Source organism: Salipaludibacillus sp. CUR1 (assembly GCF_021028955.1).
Taxonomy (GTDB): Bacteria; Bacillota; Bacilli; order Bacillales; family Salisediminibacteriaceae; genus Salipaludibacillus.
In genome coordinates this window covers 1-18,991 of record NZ_JAIWPE010000095.1, presented here as the reverse complement: position 1 = coordinate 18,991, position 18,991 = coordinate 1, and the positions used below count along the sequence as shown (strand labels likewise).

Genomic DNA, 18,991 nt, shown 5'->3' with positions numbered 1-18,991 from the left:
TAACCCCCAGATTAATCAGGAAGCTCTATCTTTTTATTTTCTTCCGATTCTTTATATAAAATAATAGTATTCCCAATGACTTGTACCACATCAGCTTTTGCCCCTGAGGCTATTTCCCGGGCGGCGTCATCTTTATCTTCCGCACAGTTTTGAAGAATACTCACTTTAATCAATTCTCTTGCTTCAAGAGCATCGTCGACTTGTTTAATAAGATTCGGATTGACTCCGGCTTTTCCAACTTGAAAAATCGGTTTTAAATGGTGTGCTTCACTTCTTAAAAAGCGTTTTTGTTTTCCAGTAAGCATTATTTACCTCCCAGTTTTCCTATAACTTTCTTTTTCATGATTTCCCTCGGCGCTTCCTGGCCCGTCCATTTTTCAAATGCAAGTGCGCCCTGATTTATAAACATATCCAGGCCGTTTTGAATAATTGCCCCCCGGGCTTCAGCATCCTGAAGCCACCTCGTTTTAGCCGGCGTATAAATTAAATCGCTGACTACGGTCCCCTCAGACAGAGTTTCAAGAGATAGCGGCATTTTACCTGTATCCGGGCTCATTCCTATGGAGGTTGTATTAATAATTAAATCAAATTCAGTCAGCCTGGCCTGAGCTCTGCCTAAATTAATAGCGGAAGATTCCGTCCACTCCTCACATATTTTTGCCAGTGCATAAGCCTTTTCAACAGTCCGGTTAGCAATGACAAGCCCATGAATATTGTATTTAGCCAGAGTAACGGCAGCTGCTTTTGCAGCTCCTCCTGAGCCAATTATTAAAGCCCGTATATTCTTTAATTCTTTCGGCAGGATCGGCATTAAACCATGCACATATCCCTCGCCATCAGTATTATATCCAGTAAGCTTTCCATTTTCATTAACGATGGTATTAACGGCGCCTATTTCTTCAGCTAACGGATGGATTTCGTCTAAATAATTCATAACCTCTACTTTATGAGGAAGCGTCACGTTCACGCCTCTTATCCCGAGCCCTCTTATTCCGTCAACCGCTTGCTGCAGACGGCCATCAGGAACTAAGAAAGCATGGTATGAAGCGTTTATATTTAGTTCCCGAAATGCTTCTTCATGCATATCGGGCGAAAGACTGTGACCAACAGGGTTTCCTATGACTCCGTATATTTGCTTCACTGTTATCCCTTCCTAATTAAACTGTATTTTACTTTCCTGTTTAAGCGCCCCGTCTTTTAAAATATGGACGACCTTATATTGACGTTGACACCTTTAGGAGCAAATGTCCGAATCACACTTCCCGACCCGCTGATTGTCACCCATCCAAGCCCGGAAAAAATAAGATCATATTTGCCCGGTTCAACCTTCCACTCTTTTTTCACGAGTTCGGGAAAGCTCTCTTTGTTTTTTTCAAAAGGCGGGGACAGCATATCCCCAAGATGCTGTTCGTACAGCTCGGCTGCTTTTTCTGTTTTGGTACGGTGGATAGTCAGATCATTTGACATATACACTATAAATGACTGGGGTTCGCCGCTTATAAAGTCAACACGCCCTAAACCGCCAAAAAATAATGTCTGGGCCTCATTAAGCTGAAAAACTTTTGGTTTTACCTCTTTTTTAGGGGAAATCACTTTTAATTCGTTTTTATCCAGTAAATGGGCTATTTGGTGGTGATTGATTATTCCGGGAGTGTCGTAAAGAAAAGATCCGTCATCAAGCGGTACATCGATCATATCCAAAGTTGTGCCTGGGATGTTGGATGTCGTAATTAACATATCTTCCTCAGCACCGAATTCCTTTAATAAACGGTTGATAAAGCTTGATTTTCCGGTATTCGTACTCCCAACTACATACACATCCCGTCCATCTCTGTGCTCTTCAATAAGGTTAGCGACCTCCATAATTGAATCTCCTGTTTTAGCACTCATTAGATGAACATCTGCTGGTTTTAAACCATAATCTTTAGCTGCTTTTTTCATCCATTGAATGACTTTAGAGCTTTTCACTGATTTCGGCAAGAGGTCTGCTTTATTTCCAACAAGAAGTACCGGGTTTTTCCCTGCGAAACGATGTAAACCCGGCAGCCAGCTGCCTTCAAAATCAAAAATATCAACTATTTTTACGATCAATGCCTCTTTTTTTCCTAATTCAGTTAATATTTTCAAAAAGTCATCATCTGTTAATGAGACATCCTGCACTTCATTATAATGTTTTAATCTGTAGCATCTCTGGCAGATGATCACTTCTCTGCTTAAGGAGGAAGGAGGCGCATAGCCTAATTCCCCTTTGTTCTCTGTTTGAATCTTTACTCCGCAACCTGAGCAGATCAGCTGCTCCCGTCCGATTTCTCCCATTCAATTAACCCCTTTCTCTTCATCGCCTGAAACACCCGGCGTTCTATCCTTCGGTTGAATTTAGTAAAAAACCCGTCATTCTCTGCTACGGGAACGACCAGGATGGTTTGAAAACCTCCACGGTTCCCCCCAAGAATATCTGTCAGCAGCTGGTCTCCCACCACTACCGTTTCTTCTCTTTTTAAATTCATTAAGTTACAGGCTGTCTTAAAAGCCCGGCTCGACGGCTTCCTTGCCCTGTAAATAAAAGTGATGTTATGAGGCGAAGCGAACTTTTTAACCCTTGCCTCATTATTATTGGATACAATTACAATTTGAAAATCATGATCCCTCAGTTTCTTAAACCATGCAGTCAGCTCTTTTGTAGCTTCAGCTCTGTCCCATTCGACGAGAGTATTATCGAGGTCGGTTATAATCCCCTTAACCCCTTTCTCTTTCAATTTTTCAATAGAGATATCATAAACTGATTGAACATATTGATCAGGAATAAATTGTTTTAACACACATGTCCCTCATTTCTTAAAGCAGTTAGCTTAGATTCCTACCTTATAATACCTGTATTTTATCAGGGATTTCAAACAGTACAAGAAAATCGGCAAATAAATTTCGACAGAAACTTACACTCCTTCAAAATGTGGATAAGTTTATTCACATTTTCCCCTCTTACCTGCCATTAAAAAACATCATATATAAACAGTATATCCACAAGATACCCACCACAAATGTGGATAAAACAGAATTTGAGATGATTTACAGATCATGGTAATATCTATTCAACTATTAAAGTCATCCTATTAAATATAAACACATACTGCGAATTTATAAAAGCACGATTTTCCCGTAAAGGAAGGCGGGGATAGCCGGAGGATCAGCGATTCCACCCATTGAAAGTGAACCGGCAGATAAGCCTGCTATTATTATGCTGCAAGCGAGTGTATCATAAAAAAACTCTTATCTTTAACAGACCCGGGTTATAAAAAACGAAGTAGCGTTTATTAAGAGGAGGTAATATTAATGAAAAGGTACGGAGCATTAAGTGATTTGTCGGATGATTTGCTGGTAGAAACATATGAAAAGGCAAAAACTTTAAACTTAGCAAGTGATTTCCTTCTTTTAATAGAGATGGAAATAGACCGCCGCTCTATATTTAACAAAAAGATCGATTTGTAGAGCAGGATGATTACAGTTTTTCGATTTCAATCATTCTGCTCTCTTCCTTTTTCAGAAATAACCTTAATATACTGGCGCGGCAGGAACCTGCGGTCTTCAGTAAAGGTTTGAGCCCCCGCTCCTCTGACATCTTCCATAATGGTCTGCCTTTCAACTATCTCCTTTGTCACAATAACATGCCCGGCAGCGCCTCCTGCAAATATAACAAGAAAGATACTTGAAAGAATTACATACTTTGTTTTATTTTTCATCCGCCCAGCCTCCTTTCTTACTAACAGGTTGGTACGGATGCTTTTTTTTTATACCTTTTATATCATGCGTAATACGATTCAGAAGAGAGCGGTTAGCCGTTTACAGGCAGACGTCATTCAGATTAAAAAAAATTTTTAACACTTTTTGTTTAGTTCTTTCATATTTAAGTATTCAAAATAAAACCAGGACGCGTTTCGCCTAAAGGATGCAAGGGTAGCTATTTTATATTATAATTTTATTTGGTTTCATACACGGGACTGGATGAATATTTGTGTATCTGTAAAAAATCAGCAAACGCCCTGTTTCATAACCACATATAAAAGGAGGTTAATCACTTGTCAACGCTTCACTTAGTTGCTTTAGCACCATTTATAATGGCGATCTTTATCCCTTTCTTTTATTTTAAATTTCGTCATATTCATACAGGATGGTTTATTTTACCATTGCCGCTTATCCTGTTTATTTATCTGATTCAATATTTACCTCTTGGAGGAGGCCCAATGGAAACAGTGGAAAGATCTGTTCCATGGGTGCCATCATTAGATATTCACTTTACAGTCTTTCTGGATGGTTTAAGTTTACTGTTTGCTCTTTTAATCACCGGTATTGGAACATTGGTGGTGCTATATTCCATTTATTATATAGCTAATAAGAAAGAAGAGCCTTTAAACAATTTCTACGTATATTTGATGATGTTTATGGGTGCGATGTTAGGTGTCGTCCTGTCCGATAACCTCATTGTCATCTATGTTTTCTGGGAATTAACAAGCCTGGCTTCATCCTTGTTAATCGCTTACTGGTTCCATAAAGAAAAATCCCGCTACGGAGCTCAGAAATCCATGCTGATTACGGTAACAGGCGGTTTTGCTATGCTTGCTGGTTTTTCTTTGCTTTATATGATGACAGGAACATTCAGTATCCGTGAAATCATTACTTATGGCGATGCGATAGTTACCAGTCCGCTATTTTTGCCTGCTATGATTTTAATCTTGCTGGGAGCCTTTACTAAATCCGCGCAGTTCCCATTCCATATCTGGCTGCCGGATGCGATGGAAGCTCCTACACCTGTAAGTGCTTATTTACACTCTGCCACGATGGTAAAAGCAGGGATTTATTTAGTAGCCCGGTTCACCCCGGTCTTCGGCGGTGCGCCTGAATGGTTTTGGATCGTAACGGGTTTTGGTCTTTTCACATTATTGTGGGGGTCTGTCTCTGCTGTAAGACAAAAAGACTTAAAAGGAATACTTGCTTTTTCTACCGTGAGTCAACTTGGTTTAATTATGAGCCTCCTCGGTTTAGGTTCCGCTGCCGTTCACTTCGACGTGGTGGATGGACAGTCCCTGTACACTGTCGCAGTGCTGGCAGCCGTGCTGCATCTTATTAACCATGCTACCTTTAAAGGAAGTTTATTTATGGTAGTCGGAATCATTGACCATGAAACAGGAACAAGGGACATCCGCAAACTTGGCGGTCTTATGACTATTATGCCGGTTACTTTCACCATTTCTTTAATTGGTATAGCGTCAATGGCCGGTTTGCCGCCATTTAACGGTTTCTTAAGTAAAGAGATGTTCTTCACAGGAACGCTTAACAGCGCAACGTTAGATATTTTTAATGTCCAGACTCTCGGCGTTATCTTTCCTGCTGTCGCCTGGATAGCAAGTATCTTTACGTTTGTTTACTGCATGATTATGCTTTTTAAGACATTTACCGGGAAGCACCATCCTGAGAGGCTTGAAAAAGAAGCTCACGAAGCACCTGCAGGAATGCTTATTTCTCCTGTTATTCTCGCTTCGTTAGTAATTATATTCGGCTTTTTCCCGAATTTATTAGCGTATACTATTATAGATCCTGCCATGCAATCTATATTACCTGGACTGCTCGAGCCAGGTGAACAATTCTATGTAAACATTTATCATTGGCACGGCCTCAATACAGAATTGTTTATGACTATGGGAGTGGTCTTCTTTGGGTCTATGATTTTCCTGAATCATAGAAAATGGCAGGAAACAACCTTTTATCTCAAAGAAAGAGACCCGCTCAACTGGTTCTATGACAGCGGGCTTGTAGGTTTAATAAAAGGTTCTACTGTAGTTAATGATGTACAGATGACCGGACGGTTAAGAGACTATTTCACTTATATGTTCATCTTTCTCGTTCTTGGAATGGGATATATGCTCTGGAATACAGGCGCTTTAGCTGTCGATATGGCTAATACAGCGGACATTTCCATTTACATGTACATTATTACTTTGTCACTTGTACTTGCCACAGTGGTCATTCCTTTTGTCTCAAGCCGTATTTCTGCAATTGTACTAATGGGTGTCATAGGTTTTCTCGTTGCTTTACTTTTCGTAGTTTTCAGGGCGCCTGACCTTGCTTTAACGCAGCTGTTAGTGGAAACAGTCATGGTTGTTCTGTTCCTGCTTGTTTTCTATCATCTGCCTGAATTAAAGAAAGAAACTTTTAAACCTGCTTTCAGGCTTACAAATTTTGTGATTTCAATTGGTGTAGGTCTTGTAGTGACATTAACTGCATTGAGTGCCCATGCATTGAGCTATGAAAACCCAATCAGTCCAATATCAGATTATTTCGTTGAGAATGCTTATGCGCTGGCCGGCGGGAATAACATCGTAAACGTTATTCTTGTTGACTTCCGTGGACTGGATACCTTACTGGAAGTACTTGTTCTCGGGATTGTCGGTCTCGCCGTTGTTGTCTTAATTAAATTTAAAGCTAAGAAAGGGGAAGACGTATGAAGAATACACCGGTTCAACTGCATGTAATTACCCGAATCGTTGCGTTTATCATTCTGGCTTTCTCTGTCTTCCTTTTCTTTGCAGGCCATAATAATCCAGGAGGAGGGTTTATCGGAGGTCTGATGACTGCTGCTGCCCTCGTCCTGCTCTATTTAAGTTTTGATTTAAAAACTATTAAACGCGTGATTCCGTTTAATTATTCAAAAATAATCGGGGCCGGTCTGCTCATTGCGATTCTTACCGGGATTGTCGGGATGCTTTTCGGCTTTCCGTTTCTCACACAGTTTGATGAGTATTATCATATCCCTCTTTTGGGAGAAACACACGCTGCATCGGCCCTTCCCTTCGATCTCGGGATTTATCTGGTCGTAGTTGGATTTACACTGCTCGTAATTCTTACAGTTGCGGAGGATGATAGCTGATGGAAATTTTAATGATCTTAACAGTCGGCGTCCTCTTTACTGTGGCAACGTATATGATACTTTCTAAAAGTATGCTCAGAGTTATCATTGGGGTTGTTATTTTGTCACACGGAGCTCACTTGCTCTTTCTGACTTTGTCAGGTCTTAAACAGGGAGCTCCTCCTTTATTGGGAGAAGAGGCGTCTGCCTATACTGATCCGCTGCCGCAGGCACTGATTCTGACAGCAATTGTTATTGGATTCGGTATCACTGCTTTTATGCTCGTTCTGGCCTATCGGACATACAAAGCACACAAAACAGATAACTTAGATGAATTAAGGGGAACTGAAGATGAATAATTTAGTCATTCTGCCAATACTCATACCATTACTCATGGGTGTCATACTAATCTTCTTCAAGGACTCTAAAAGTGTTCAACGTACAGTGAGTGTCATCAGTGTCGGACTGATGATCGCTGTATCTGCTTACCTGACGTATATTGTTTATACAGAAGGTATTCAGACTACCGAATTAGGGGACTGGCCTGCCCCGTTTGGAATTGTCCTTGTAGCGGACTTGCTGTCAAGTTCACTGGTGGCCCTGTCGAGTCTTCTCTCACTTGTCTGCTTGTTTTTCGCATACCAGACTTTTTCGGCTGAGAGGGAAAGAAACTTTTTCCATCCGTTTTTCCTGTTCCTGATGGTCGGGGTTAACGGCTCGTTTTTAACAGGGGATTTATTTAACCTGTTCGTCTTTTTTGAAGTAATGCTTATTTCCTCCTTTATTCTGATTTCAATGGGAAGCAAGCAGTATCAGCTTCGTGAATCTTTAAAATACGTTATAATTAATACAGTCTCATCCATGTTTTTCGTCGCTGCCATTGCCTATATATACGGAGTGACAGGCACGTTAAATATGGCTGACCTGGCCGTTAAAATCGGCGAACTGGAACAGACAGGTGTGATCTCTGTCATCGCTGTATTATTCCTGTTTGTCTTCGGAACTAAAAGTGCTATATTCCCGCTTTATTACTGGCTTCCCCATTCCTACTTTGCTCCGCCGGCGGCTATCGCTGCCTTATTCGGGGGGCTGTTGACTAAAGTAGGGGTATACACGATTATGCGGACGTATACACTTATCTTCCCGCATGATCAGACTGTCTTTCAGATTTTGTTAATTTTCGGCGGGCTGACAATGTTTATTGGTGTACTTGGAGCAGTATCCCAATTTGATTTCAAGCGGATTCTAGCTGTTCATATAGTCAGTCAGGTCGGCTATATGATTATGGGTATAGGAATCTTCACTCCTTTGGCTATTGCCGGGACATTCTACTTTCTTGCCCATAACATTATCGTTAAATCAGCCCTGTTCCTGTTTGCAGGCGTAGCGGAGAAAATCACCGGTACCTCGCATCTGAAACAGATGAGCGGTTTACTTAAAACACACCCTTACGTGGGATGGCTTTTCCTGATTACTGCCCTGTCATTAGCGGGAATTCCGCCATTAAGCGGGTTTTTTGGTAAATTTGCTTTAATTATAGCTGGTTTTGATGCCGGAAATTATTTCGTCATTGCTGTCAGTTTAGCTACTGGCGTATTAACCCTGTTTTCAATGATGAAAATATTTATGACCTCGTTCTGGGGAGAAGTAAAAATGCCTGACCCTCAGGCGAAGGATAAAAAGGTTGGGTCATTACTGATCCCTATCCTTCCGCTCGTCGCTTTAACTATTCTGTTAGGGGTGGCTGCGGAACCATTTATGCAGTTTTCTTTAGAACTTGCTGAGCAGCTCATGGATCCATCCGAATATATTAATTCTGTGCTTAATAAGGAGTAGTTGCCATGGCCTTTCAAATTTTATTAAACATCGGATTAGCTCTGATCTGGATGCTGTTAAGAGCTGAATACACCGTCTTAGAGTTTATAATTGGTTACATCGTAGGGCTCGGCCTTTTGTTTGTTTTGAGGCGTTTTCTTCATTTTGATTTTTATTTCCGCAGAATTACGGCTTTTATCAAACTGATTTTGCTGTTTTTCTACAAACTTATTTTATCGAACATCGATATGACAATGATTATTCTTAGTCCTAAAATGGATATCCAGCCGGGAATCATTGCGGTTCCGACAAAATTGCGGACTGACTGGGAAATAACTTTACTTGCCAACCTGATTTCCCTGACACCTGGAACTTTGACTATGAATTTCTCTGAAGATGGCAGAACATTGTACGTGCATTCAATTCACGTCCCTGATAAGGAAAAGGCAATAAAAGAAATCCACGAATCTTTTGAGAAAGCAATTATGGAGGTGACTCATTAATGTTAACTACAGTGGCTCTTATCGTTTTAATATTAATGGCTCTCTCCATCCTGGTCTGTACCGTGCGTGCCATTCTCGGTCCCAGTATGTCAGACCGCCTGGTGGCATTGGATACGATCGGAATTAACTTAATTGGCTTTACTGCTATATTGCTGCTGGTCCAGGATACTGTCGCTTATACGGAAGTTGTACTGGTACTTGGAATTCTAGCCTTTATAGGATCAGTAGCCATTGCGAAGTTTATTGAAGGAGGTGTGGTTCTTGACAGAGATCGTCATTAGCATTTTGCTTTTAATGGGAGGCGGGTTAAGTGTACTTGGCTCTATTGGCATAGTCCGCTTGCCTGACGTTTACGGCCGGCTTCACGCTGCTACTAAAAGTGCCACACTGGGAGTTATTTCGATAATACTCGGAGTTTTTCTCTACTTTCTCTTTTATCACGGGCTGTTTGTCGGAAAACTTCTGTTAACCATCGTTTTTGTGTTTCTGACTGCTCCTGTTGCCGCATTTATGATTGCGCGCTCGGCGTATAACGTCAAGGTCAAAATGTGGGATAAAAGCATACAGGACGACCTTGCGGAAGCTGAAAAAAAACTGAAGTCACGCTCTAAATAAATTTAGACGCCTGGACTTAATCAGGTTAAAAAGAAAGGCCCTCACCATTTGGTGAGAGCCTTTTTTATGTGAGGTTGTCCCCTGTTAAGCTTTTTGTAAAGACTTTTCTCCGTATTTTACCGCTTCAGCAAGCAAGTCCACGATATGAACCGCCCTCATGCTGTCACGTTTCCCCTCTCTTTCAACTCCTGCTTTCATTTGGAGCAGGCAGCCCGGATTGGCTGTTACAATAGTTGCCGCTTCTGTCTTCTCTACATTAGCCATTTTATGGTCTAAAATCTGCATCGACATTTCCTGTTCAATAATATTATAGGTGCCTGCTGATCCGCAGCACTGGTCAGCTTCTTTCATTTCCATATAGGTGACACCTTTAATCGATTGCAGAAGCTTTCTCGGTGCAGCTGCCGTCCTCATCACATTCCTTAAATGACACGAATCCTGATAAGTCACTATCTGCGGGTCAAGCTCCATATCCGGAAGCCCGGCATCATACAGGATTTCAGTAATATCCATTACTTTATCCGAAAAGGCTTTTGCTCTTTCTTTCCATTCAGGTTCGTCTTTTAGTAAATAGTCATATTCCACGAGGAGGGCTCCGCATCCTCCGGCATTAGAAATGATATAATCAAAATCCCCTTCTTCAAATGCTTCGATGTTTTTCTTAGCGAGTTCTTTGGCAGTATCTTTCTCTCCGCTGTGGGCATGCAACGCCCCGCAGCAGTTCTGTGTTTGAGGAATCACCACTTCGCAATTAGCTTTCTTTAATAAATAGAGGGTGGCATCGTTGGTTTCCATAAACATCGTATCCATTAGACAGCCCGAAAAGAAAGCCACTTTCTTTTTCACTGCGCTTTCCGCTTCTATCCGCTCCGGCCGGTTCTTCATTTTTGAAGGAGATGGAATAGCGGGCAGCACTTTTTCCATTGTACTCATGTTTTTCCCTGCTATTCTCGTCATATTTGTCGCTCTCGCCAGCTTTTGTACGCCGCTCTTCTGATAGAACCACATCAGGCTGTTGAGGGTCCTCATTCTGTTCTGATGAGGGAAAACCTGATCAAAAAAGAACCTTCTTACAAATTTCACAGGTAGAGAATGCTTCTTCTTTGCTTGAAGAATATCACGTGCTTCTTCAAGGAGGTGGCCGTATTTAACACCTGATGGACAGGCCGGCTCACAGGCCCTGCATCCTAAACAGAGGCTTAATTGATCTTCGAAATCTTTATCAGGCTCCATTTTTCCGTCCACCACAGCTTTCATAAGAGCAATTCTTCCCCTTGGGGAGGCCGCCTCATTCCCTCCTGTTTCAATATACGTCGGACATGAAGGCAGGCAAAAGCCGCACCTCATACAATTTAACAGCTCATCATAATCCATTTTTGACTGGAAGTCCTGAACAATTTGAGTCTTCCGCTTACTTTCCTCTACACTCATCTCTGTACCACCACCCGTTTACGTGCATCCTTGGCAAACACTTTGCCAGGGTTCATGATGTTGTTTGGGTCAAAGGCCTCTTTTATGGCGCGCATCGCTTCTACCCCAGCCTCTCCTACTTTCCAGGAAAGATATGGGGATTTCATGACACCGACTCCATGCTCCCCGGTAATTGTGCCTCCCATATCAATTGCTTTTGCGAAAATATCTTCAAACGCCTGTTCCACACGCTGCATTTCATCTCGGTTTCTCGCATCAGTCATACATGTCGGATGAAGGTTTCCATCACCGGCATGCCCAAATGTACAAATTTTAACGTTATATTTATCCGCTATCTCTTCAATGGCTTTAACCATTTCTGAAATTTTAGAACGCGGCACTGTCGCATCTTCCAAAATAGTAGTAGGTTTCAGCCTTGCCAGAGCTGACAAGGCAGACCTTCTGGCAGAAGTCAGAGCCTCGCCTTCTTCCGGAGATTGAGCTATTTGTACAGAAAGCGCATTAGTTTCTTCGCAAATCTCCGCCATCCTCTGAATGTCCCTCTCTACTACTTCCTCCGGTCCATCTTGTTCTATGAGCAGGATCGCACCTGCTTCAGTAGGCAGACCTATATTGGCAAAGTCCTCAACCACCTGGATTGTAGGCTGATCCAAAAATTCAAGAGTGGCGGGAATGATCCTGTTTGAAATAATTTTTGAAACGGTGTTTCCAGCTGCTTCCAAACTGTCATATAAAGCAAGCATTGTCTTTTTAGTTTCAGGGACCGGGATAAGTTTCAAAGTCGCTTCAGTGATAATTCCCAGCGTCCCTTCCGAACCTACCATTAATCGGGTTAAATCATAGCCTGCCACGTCTTTGGCCAGCTTACCGCCGGTTTTTACGATACTTCCATCAGGCATCACGAATTCAATCCCAATCACATAATCACGGGTGACCCCATATTTCAGTCCCCTTAGCCCGCCTGAACATTCATTAATATTGCCTCCGATAGTTGAAATCTTCATAGAAGAAGGATCCGGCGGATAAAACAGACCTTTTTCTTCGACGGCTTTTATCATATCCAGTGTAATAACCCCCGGCTGGACAGTCACTGTAAGGTTTTCTTCATCAATTTCAATGATATCTTTCATATAATTAAAGAGCATCACAAGACCGCCTTCCAGAGGAGTCGTGCCGGCACACAAATTCGTCGCCGATCCTCTAGGAACAATAGGCACTTTATATTCGTTGCACACTTTAACGATTTCCGCTACATCCTCTTTATGCCTGGGCTTGATCACGGCATCAGGCAGAGCCTGATAATCGGGTGTCGCATCGTAAGAATAAACAATTAAATCCTGCTGTGAATCCAACAGGTTTTCCTGCCCTACGATTTTCTCAAGTTTACCCTTGACTTCCTTATTTAACATCACATTCTCCCCTTATTGTTGTAATAACTTTATTATAAAAAAATAAAACGTTTACAGCTATGTAGATTTATACAAATCTATAAGCTGTAAACGTTACTAATTTGTATGATCATTTAATTTCCTGATAAAAAGACAAAGCCATATACATAGAAACCAGTGAATCGGCCTCTTTCACCGATTTTCCGGTTAATTGGTAAATTCTTCTAAGCCTGTAATGAAGGGTATTTATATGGATATGCTGGGCTTCTGCTGTTTCTTTTATGCTCATATTATGGGAAAGATAATACATTAACGTTTCCATCAGCTCTTTATCATGAATAATTGGCCCTAATACTTCTTCAATTAACTCTTTTCTCGTATCATCTGTTATTTCAGCAAGCGCCATATCCAAGGGCATTTCATCATAAAAAGTAACTGTATGCTGTTTTTTTGAAACTCTGAGAGCCTTTTTCGCCCCTTGATAAGATTTATACAGCCGCGCTGGGTCTTTGCTCATTTTCCCTGCTCCTATGTAAATGTTTGCTTTCCTTTCGCGCAGCAGCCGGCGCTGGAATTCCAAAAGCTCTGTTTTAAAAGTGTTTAATGAAAATCCCGGCCCGATATGTTTTAATAAGGCAAATCTGCCATTCCCCCATCGGACGATTATATTATCCCTGCCTCTGGAAAACTGGCCCTTTATCTCATCCATCATTTCACTTTCAAGCATTTGAATTCGCCGCTTATCCGTTTGTGTATGATCCAATTCAAATAATACACAAAATCTCTCATCAAAGATGGAGATCCCGAGAATTTCTCCCCGCTCCATAAAGTCATTGTCAAGATGTTCAGAGTGCACCCATTCGTAAACAAACGTTTCAAGGCCGCGTGATTCAGATTCCAGCCTTTCACTCGAATAAGCTTCCTGAATAATCAGCTCAGTCATCCGTTGGATAAGCTGCCCCATTCTGACCACTTTTTCAGGCTCGCCCGTTATACCTATCACTCCAATGGCATGTTTGTCTATAATTATTGGAAGGTTTAACCCGGCTTTAACACCTTCAAGCCTTATGACATCCTCTTTAGTAATAATAAACTGTTCTTGATTAGATACGGCTATCTGTGCTCCTTCATGAAACTTTCCAATTCTATGGATATCACTTGCCGCAATAATGATTCCCTTATCATCTGTTACAATCACTTCTTCGTTGACAATGCCAGTCACCTCTTGGACAATTCTTTGTGCGAGTGATGACAGTAATTTCATCGTTCGTCAGCCCCTCCACACACCAATTGTTTCTCCCTGTTTTACCGGTGTGACTTTACCTTTTAATTCTTCCTTTATTGCCACAGTACCCGGTTCGAAAAGGAGCACCACACTTGAACCAAAAGAAAAGTAGGCCATCTCTCTGCCTTTTTCAACAACTGCTTTGTCTACGTGAACCGGATGAATGCTGTTGACGTTTAGAGCCCCTACCTTTACTATAGCCATTCGTCCCCCATCGTGCTTCATTTCGGTAACCAGTCTGTAATTTGTTGCTAAAGGTTCTTTCCCAAAGTGAAACCCTAAGGCGTTTACAGGTTCAGAATACTTACCGAGAGCCCAGCGCCTTAAAACAGTTCCATAATAAGGGGCGTGAATTCTGTGATAATCTTTCGGCGACAAATAAAAAACGCAATACTCTCCGCCTGCATAACGGTTAACTGCCTCCTCCAAACCAAGCATCGTTTTCAATGAATGCTTCTTCCCTTTAACAGGGAAAGACATATCTTCAGTGACAGTGCCTGCTTCCGAGATTACTCCATCAACAGGACTCACCACATCATTTTCCATTTCGGACAGCTGCCGGGCGCCCTCTTTTAATTCCCGGCTGAAGAAATCACTTAGCGATTTATAATCGGAATATGGCCGTGCCAGTTCTTCTGCATTAATTCCAAAAGTTTTAGAAAAAGACGGGATCAGAATCTTGCTCACTCTCTTATTAGTAAACTCTTTAATAATTGAATTATAAAAAGAATTATTAGTTAATCCAAGCATAAGCCGGTAAAATTCTTTTTTCATATTGTCCATCCTTCCTTTCATATGCTTTGCCCCCGTATAGTTTCATACCACAAAATATGGTATAATTTATCTCTATTGAAGTATTTTGGCCTTTTTAAAAGAACATAGGGAGTGATCTCATGATCCTTTTTCAGCACCTTGTTGATAATACAGTTAAGTGCTTTCGTACCCAGGCTGCAAATGTGTTAACAATTACCAACCTCGGTTTCGGAGGTTTTGCCATTCTCTTTGTTCTGGAAGGCCAGCTCGGTTTAACTGTTGCATTTATTTGTCTAGCCGCCATTTTAGACTTTCTCGACGGAAAAGTTGCCAGAAAAATGAACATCGAATCGGATGTTGGCAAACAGCTGGATTCATTATGTGATATGATTTCTTTCGGTGTAGCCCCCGCCCTCCTGGTCTATCATTCCACCCTCCAGGATTTCGGGATGCCCGGTTCAATGGCTGTTATTATATTTATTGCCTGCGGCGCCATCAGACTTGCCCGCTTTAATATCAGTGAGCAAAGCGGTTTCTTTATCGGACTGCCCATCACAGCAGCCGGCTGTCTTTTGACATTAAGCTATTTATTTAAAGTAACGGCCCCTCCTGTCATGATGTTTATTATTTTAACATTATCTCTGCTTATGATCAGTCATTTCAGGGTAAAAAAGGTGTAAAATCATTCGTCTTCCTCCCAAGGGAGACGAATTTTAACATTAAAAGGTATAACTTATAATGATGGAGGATGAACACTATGCAAGTGATAGTATCTCATACAAATTTAGACTTTGACGGGCTCGCTTCCATGATCGCTGCTAAAAAACTGTATCCGGAAGCCGAAATTATCATGCCATCCAAAGTCTCTTCCGAAGTCAATCACTTCCTTGCTATCTATAAAGACACCTTTCCCTTTAAACGTCTCAAAGATACAGACTGGGAACGTGTTGAGGAAGTCATCATGGTAGATACAAATTCGCCCAGCAGGCTTGGGGATATCCGTCAGCACCTGCCCCATGCTGTAAAATACGCCGTCTATGACCATCACCCTGAAACAGAAGAAACGGTACAGTTTCACGAAGGAAAGATTGAAAAAACAGGCGCTGCGGTCACTATTCTTTCTGAACTTATTAAAGAAAAAAACTTGCCAGTTTCGCCTTTCGAAGCCACTGTTTTTTCTTTAGGGGTATATTCTGATACCGGCGCCTTTACATATGACCATACGACCGCACGGGATTTATCAGCTGCTGCTTTCTTTCTTGAGCAGGGAGCCAACTTAAAAGTAATTGACCAATTCCGTGAATCTTCTTTAACAGAAGTCCAGCAGCAGCTCTTTCAAAAGCTGCTCGACAACAGTGAAATCATTTCAGTAGATGGAGTAGATATATTGATAGCCTCACACAGGCAGCCTGATTATACCGGCCACTTAGCACAGGTAACCCGGAAACTTCTCCAGGTTACCGGAGCAGATGCCGCTTTCTCCGTAGCTGAAATGGGTAAAAAGACGTTTGTAACTGCCAGAGTGGTGAGTGAACGAATTAACGCACTGCCTGTTATTCACATGTTCCATGGCGGCGGACATGAAAAGGCAGCTTCAGCTACGATCAATAAGCAGTCCTCCAGTGAAACTGTTCAAACAATTAAAGAAAACCTCTCTCTTATCGTCCGGCCATCGCTTACAGCGAAAGATATGATGTCAAGTCCGGTTAGGGTCGTTGCGCCCGAAACAAGCATTGAAACAGTTTCTAAAATGCTTTACCGGTACGGGCATACAGGGTTTCCTGTTGTAGAAGATGAGAAGCTGAGAGGGATTATTTCACGCCGGGACGTGGACAAGGCGCTTCACCACAAGCTCGGCCACGCGCCTGTTAAAGGATATATGAGCCATAACCCTATTGCTATTGGACTTCATGAGAAAATTGAAACAATTCGTGAGTTAATGATTGAAGACCATGTTGGCAGGCTCCCTGTAATAGACAATGGTGAGCTCGTAGGAATAGTCTCCCGTACAGACGTTATTCAAGCTATGCACGGCAAGACCGGAGTCAACCTTTCCTATTCCTCCCGTTCCGCTCTGCCTCTGAAGCGCCAGATGACTGAAACGATGAGAAAATACCTTTCGCCGACTATCTTCCAGCTTTTAGAACTAATAGGTGAAGAAGCCGGGTATCTGTCTATGAGAGCTTACCTTATAGGGGGAATGGTTCGCGATCTGATGCTTCAAAGAGATAATGAGGATATGGATATTGTAGTGGAAGGGGACGGTATATCACTTGCCCTTCATTTACAGAAGCTTTACGGAGGAAAAGTGCGTAAACACGATGAATTCCGTACTGCCACCTGGAAACATCCGTCGGGTTTTAAAGTCGATTTAACAAGTGCCCGTACAGAATACTATGATTTCCCGGCCGCTCTGCCAAAAGTAGAACTCTCTACGATTAAAGAGGACCTTTTCAGAAGGGATTTTACAATTAACGCGATGGGGATTTGCCTTAATCAGGAGGAATTCGGAGAATTACTTGATTATTTCCATGGATACGAAGACCTTAACAAAGAAAAGCTGAGAGTTCTTTATAACTTAAGTTTTGTAGAAGATCCCACGAGAATCTTAAGGGCCGTCAGGTTTGAAAGCCGGTTTAATTTCTCCATGGATGAACAAACTGAAAGACTTGCTGTTCAGTCTGCCAATAATCTTCTGTCAGTTTCTAAACCGAGATTATCAAGTGAGTTAATCAGACTTTTCACTGAAGAAAACGCCTCCGAAGGCGTAAAGAGAATGCGGGGACTTACCCTTATTAAGTACCTGCTTACAAGTCCGGGTGATGACGAACCTGTACAGAAGCGTATTGATTGCATCTACTACTGGCATTCAGTTTTTAAAGAGCAGGGCATTGCTGTAAACCGTTCTATCTGGATGGCCTACATGTTTTCTTTAACGACAGGAAGGGTAAACGGTGAAGTAGGTCTCGAAGGGTTTTGCCTGACTAAAGAAGATGTCAAAACGCTGAACGATCTTTATAATTTGCTGATCAGCCATCAGTCCCGTTCCATTGATCCTTCTTTACCAATCAGGGATATCCATGTAAACCTTGCAACCATGAAACCTGAACCTTTATTTGGCTACTTTGCGATAAAATTTCCAGGTCAGAATGAAAAGCTATTTAACTATCTGCTCACTCGGGAAAAGCTAACAAGAAAAGTTGACGGCAATGATTTGAAAAAACTGGGCCTCAAGCCCGGCCCGTATTTCAAAGAAATTCTTCTTGAGGTAGATATAAAACAATTGGAAAACCCTGAAATCAGTAAAGAAAAGCTTATTGGATGGGTAAATCATAAGTTTTTAAGCAAGTGAGAATTTATTATGTTTATTGAGAATAGATATGGCTAAGCATTTCACTTGCCCTCTGATCACCTCTTTATTTATAATAGTTTTTGGATGAAATTCAAAGTGAATAATTTCACTTGACATGAATTTTCATTCATGTAAAATAGAATTTGTACAAAGTAATAATTATTATTAAAAACAAGGAGAGATTTTATTATGTCAGACAAGCGTATGGTTGCTAAACAGGCTCCAAGATTTGAAATGGATGCCGTAATGCCAGATAAAGAGTTTAAAAAAGTTTCTTTAGAAGAAAACATGAAGAATGACAAGTGGACAGTCCTCTACTTTTACCCAATGGATTTCACATTTGTATGCCCGACAGAAATTACGTCTCTCAGTGACAGATTTGATGAGTTTGAAGACTTAGATACAGAAGTAATCGGTGTCTCTACTGATACCGTGCACACTCACCTTGCATGGATCAATACAGACCGTGATGACAACGGACTGGGTGATTTAAATTATCCTCTTGCAGCAGATACAAATCACGCGGTAGCCCGCGATTATGGTGTCCTTATTGAAGAAGAAGGCGTAGCTCTCAGAGGATTGTTTATCATCAGCCCGGAAGGCGAGCTAATGTACTCTGTCGTGAACCACAACAATATTGGACGCGACGTTGACGAGACTCTCCGTGTTCTGCAGGCTCTTCAGACAGGCGGTCTTTGCCCGGCAAACTGGAAGCCTGGACAAGCCGTACTTTAAGACACGACTAAATTAAAAGACAAAAGAATAAAATCGTCCGGATTGGGCGATTTTATTCTGTATGATACAGCATATCCAGATTACACATTAAAACAGAAAAAGGAGCATTCCTGTAAGAAAGAAATTTGGGGTTTGAACAAAAAAGAGCCCCCTTGGTATGATACGAGGTGTCCAAAGCTGATCAGCGAAAAGGACCCTTAATTGATACCCAAGGAG

General features: G+C 41.7%; 20 protein-coding genes. 11 read left to right on the top strand and 9 right to left on the bottom strand.

Features of this window, described 5'->3' with window-relative positions:
• Nucleotides 1-11: 11 nt before the first annotated feature.
• From yhbY to K8O68_RS17475, 4 genes are read right to left on the bottom strand one after another with little or no spacing between them, the layout of a single operon-like run.
• Nucleotides 12-305, bottom strand: a complete 294-nt coding sequence (gene yhbY / locus K8O68_RS17490; RefSeq protein WP_230898074.1) for a ribosome assembly RNA-binding protein YhbY — start codon at nucleotides 303-305, stop codon at nucleotides 12-14.
• Entirely contained in the window at nucleotides 305-1,141 is an 837-nt protein-coding gene (gene aroE, locus K8O68_RS17485; RefSeq protein ID WP_230898073.1) for a shikimate dehydrogenase, read from the bottom strand. Before aroE ends, yhbY begins: the two co-directional genes overlap by 1 nt.
• A gap of 56 nt (nucleotides 1,142-1,197) precedes the next feature.
• Entirely contained in the window at nucleotides 1,198-2,316 is a 1,119-nt protein-coding gene (yqeH, locus tag K8O68_RS17480) for a ribosome biogenesis GTPase YqeH (RefSeq protein ID WP_230898072.1), read from the bottom strand.
• Nucleotides 2,289-2,819: a YqeG family HAD IIIA-type phosphatase gene (locus K8O68_RS17475; RefSeq protein ID WP_230898071.1), complete on the bottom strand. Its 531-nt coding sequence runs from the start codon at nucleotides 2,817-2,819 to the stop codon at nucleotides 2,289-2,291. The genes yqeH and K8O68_RS17475 overlap by 28 nt, the downstream gene beginning before the upstream one ends.
• 511 nt (nucleotides 2,820-3,330) lie before the next feature.
• Here K8O68_RS17475 and sda point away from each other — a divergent pair.
• A complete protein-coding gene (gene sda, locus K8O68_RS17470; RefSeq protein ID WP_230898070.1) occupies nucleotides 3,331-3,486 on the top strand; it encodes a sporulation histidine kinase inhibitor Sda in 156 nt (51 codons plus the stop codon).
• 26 nt (nucleotides 3,487-3,512) lie between these two features.
• Here sda and K8O68_RS17465 read toward each other — a convergent pair whose 3' ends face one another.
• Nucleotides 3,513-3,737, bottom strand: a complete 225-nt coding sequence (locus tag K8O68_RS17465; RefSeq protein WP_230898069.1) for a hypothetical protein — start codon at nucleotides 3,735-3,737, stop codon at nucleotides 3,513-3,515.
• 336 nt (nucleotides 3,738-4,073) lie between these two features.
• Here K8O68_RS17465 and K8O68_RS17460 point away from each other — a divergent pair, with 336 nt between their 5' ends.
• Genes K8O68_RS17460 through mnhG form a run of 7 tightly spaced genes read left to right on the top strand, consistent with a single transcriptional unit; the run spans nucleotide 4,074 to nucleotide 9,831 of the window.
• On the top strand, nucleotides 4,074-6,497 hold the full coding sequence (locus K8O68_RS17460) for a Na+/H+ antiporter subunit A (protein WP_230898068.1): 2,424 nt from the start codon (nucleotides 4,074-4,076) through the stop codon (nucleotides 6,495-6,497).
• Nucleotides 6,494-6,919, top strand: coding sequence for a Na(+)/H(+) antiporter subunit B (locus K8O68_RS17455; RefSeq protein ID WP_093047910.1), 426 nt, complete (start codon nucleotides 6,494-6,496; stop codon nucleotides 6,917-6,919). The genes K8O68_RS17460 and K8O68_RS17455 overlap by 4 nt, the downstream gene beginning before the upstream one ends.
• The gene (locus K8O68_RS17450; RefSeq protein WP_093047912.1) at nucleotides 6,919-7,257 is read left to right on the top strand and encodes a Na(+)/H(+) antiporter subunit C; all 339 of its coding nucleotides are present in this window, start codon (nucleotides 6,919-6,921) and stop codon (nucleotides 7,255-7,257) included. The genes K8O68_RS17455 and K8O68_RS17450 overlap by 1 nt, the downstream gene beginning before the upstream one ends.
• Nucleotides 7,250-8,734, top strand: coding sequence for a Na+/H+ antiporter subunit D (locus K8O68_RS17445; RefSeq protein ID WP_230898067.1), 1,485 nt, complete (start codon nucleotides 7,250-7,252; stop codon nucleotides 8,732-8,734). Before K8O68_RS17450 ends, K8O68_RS17445 begins: the two co-directional genes overlap by 8 nt.
• A gap of 5 nt (nucleotides 8,735-8,739) precedes the next feature.
• Nucleotides 8,740-9,216 (top strand): Na+/H+ antiporter subunit E, encoded by a 477-nt coding sequence (locus tag K8O68_RS17440; RefSeq protein WP_230898066.1) that lies wholly within the window; start codon nucleotides 8,740-8,742, stop codon nucleotides 9,214-9,216.
• Nucleotides 9,216-9,497 (top strand): Na(+)/H(+) antiporter subunit F1, encoded by a 282-nt coding sequence (locus tag K8O68_RS17435; RefSeq protein WP_093047919.1) that lies wholly within the window; start codon nucleotides 9,216-9,218, stop codon nucleotides 9,495-9,497. The genes K8O68_RS17440 and K8O68_RS17435 overlap by 1 nt, the downstream gene beginning before the upstream one ends.
• Complete coding sequence (gene mnhG, locus K8O68_RS17430; protein WP_230898065.1) at nucleotides 9,478-9,831, top strand: monovalent cation/H(+) antiporter subunit G; 354 nt, start codon at nucleotides 9,478-9,480, stop codon at nucleotides 9,829-9,831. Before K8O68_RS17435 ends, mnhG begins: the two co-directional genes overlap by 20 nt.
• An 84-nt stretch (nucleotides 9,832-9,915) precedes the next feature.
• Here mnhG and K8O68_RS17425 read toward each other — a convergent pair whose 3' ends face one another.
• From K8O68_RS17425 to K8O68_RS17410, 4 genes are all read right to left on the bottom strand, one after another.
• Complete coding sequence (locus K8O68_RS17425; RefSeq protein WP_230898064.1) at nucleotides 9,916-11,262, bottom strand: (Fe-S)-binding protein; 1,347 nt, start codon at nucleotides 11,260-11,262, stop codon at nucleotides 9,916-9,918.
• Nucleotides 11,259-12,671, bottom strand: a complete 1,413-nt coding sequence (gene glcD, locus K8O68_RS17420; RefSeq protein ID WP_230898063.1) for a glycolate oxidase subunit GlcD — start codon at nucleotides 12,669-12,671, stop codon at nucleotides 11,259-11,261. The genes K8O68_RS17425 and glcD overlap by 4 nt, the downstream gene beginning before the upstream one ends.
• A 109-nt stretch (nucleotides 12,672-12,780) precedes the next feature.
• Nucleotides 12,781-13,914: a CdaR family transcriptional regulator gene (locus K8O68_RS17415; protein ID WP_230898062.1), complete on the bottom strand. Its 1,134-nt coding sequence runs from the start codon at nucleotides 13,912-13,914 to the stop codon at nucleotides 12,781-12,783.
• A 6-nt stretch (nucleotides 13,915-13,920) separates the two neighbouring features.
• A complete protein-coding gene (locus K8O68_RS17410; protein ID WP_230898061.1) occupies nucleotides 13,921-14,730 on the bottom strand; it encodes a phosphatidylserine decarboxylase in 810 nt (269 codons plus the stop codon).
• A 98-nt stretch (nucleotides 14,731-14,828) separates the two neighbouring features.
• Between K8O68_RS17410 and pssA the strand changes: the two genes are divergently transcribed.
• From pssA to K8O68_RS17395, 3 genes are all read left to right on the top strand, one after another.
• Nucleotides 14,829-15,368 carry a CDP-diacylglycerol--serine O-phosphatidyltransferase gene (gene pssA, locus K8O68_RS17405; RefSeq protein ID WP_230898060.1) on the top strand — a complete coding sequence of 180 codons (540 nt, stop codon included), beginning with the start codon at nucleotides 14,829-14,831 and terminating at the stop codon, nucleotides 15,366-15,368.
• Nucleotides 15,369-15,445: 77 nt separating this feature from the next.
• On the top strand, nucleotides 15,446-18,040 hold the full coding sequence (locus K8O68_RS17400; protein WP_230898059.1) for a CBS domain-containing protein: 2,595 nt from the start codon (nucleotides 15,446-15,448) through the stop codon (nucleotides 18,038-18,040).
• A gap of 189 nt (nucleotides 18,041-18,229) precedes the next feature.
• A complete protein-coding gene (locus K8O68_RS17395; protein WP_230898058.1) occupies nucleotides 18,230-18,775 on the top strand; it encodes a peroxiredoxin in 546 nt (181 codons plus the stop codon).
• The last annotated feature ends 216 nt before the right edge of the window (nucleotides 18,776-18,991 follow it).

Coding starts and splice junctions, on each gene's coding strand:
- yhbY (WP_230898074.1), bottom strand. CDS start 305: ATGCTTACTGGAAAACAAAAACGCTTTTTAAGAAGTGAAGCACACCAT.
- yqeH (WP_230898072.1), bottom strand. CDS start 2,316: ATGGGAGAAATCGGACGGGAGCAGCTGATCTGCTCAGGTTGCGGAGTA.
- sda (WP_230898070.1), top strand. CDS start 3,331: ATGAAAAGGTACGGAGCATTAAGTGATTTGTCGGATGATTTGCTGGTA.
- K8O68_RS17465 (WP_230898069.1), bottom strand. CDS start 3,737: ATGAAAAATAAAACAAAGTATGTAATTCTTTCAAGTATCTTTCTTGTT.
- K8O68_RS17455 (WP_093047910.1), top strand. CDS start 6,494: ATGAAGAATACACCGGTTCAACTGCATGTAATTACCCGAATCGTTGCG.
- K8O68_RS17450 (WP_093047912.1), top strand. CDS start 6,919: ATGGAAATTTTAATGATCTTAACAGTCGGCGTCCTCTTTACTGTGGCA.
- K8O68_RS17445 (WP_230898067.1), top strand. CDS start 7,250: ATGAATAATTTAGTCATTCTGCCAATACTCATACCATTACTCATGGGT.
- K8O68_RS17440 (WP_230898066.1), top strand. CDS start 8,740: ATGGCCTTTCAAATTTTATTAAACATCGGATTAGCTCTGATCTGGATG.
- K8O68_RS17435 (WP_093047919.1), top strand. CDS start 9,216: ATGTTAACTACAGTGGCTCTTATCGTTTTAATATTAATGGCTCTCTCC.
- K8O68_RS17425 (WP_230898064.1), bottom strand. CDS start 11,262: ATGAGTGTAGAGGAAAGTAAGCGGAAGACTCAAATTGTTCAGGACTTC.
- glcD (WP_230898063.1), bottom strand. CDS start 12,671: ATGTTAAATAAGGAAGTCAAGGGTAAACTTGAGAAAATCGTAGGGCAG.
- K8O68_RS17415 (WP_230898062.1), bottom strand. CDS start 13,914: ATGAAATTACTGTCATCACTCGCACAAAGAATTGTCCAAGAGGTGACT.
- K8O68_RS17410 (WP_230898061.1), bottom strand. CDS start 14,730: ATGAAAGGAAGGATGGACAATATGAAAAAAGAATTTTACCGGCTTATG.
- pssA (WP_230898060.1), top strand. CDS start 14,829: ATGATCCTTTTTCAGCACCTTGTTGATAATACAGTTAAGTGCTTTCGT.
- K8O68_RS17400 (WP_230898059.1), top strand. CDS start 15,446: ATGCAAGTGATAGTATCTCATACAAATTTAGACTTTGACGGGCTCGCT.
- K8O68_RS17395 (WP_230898058.1), top strand. CDS start 18,230: ATGTCAGACAAGCGTATGGTTGCTAAACAGGCTCCAAGATTTGAAATG.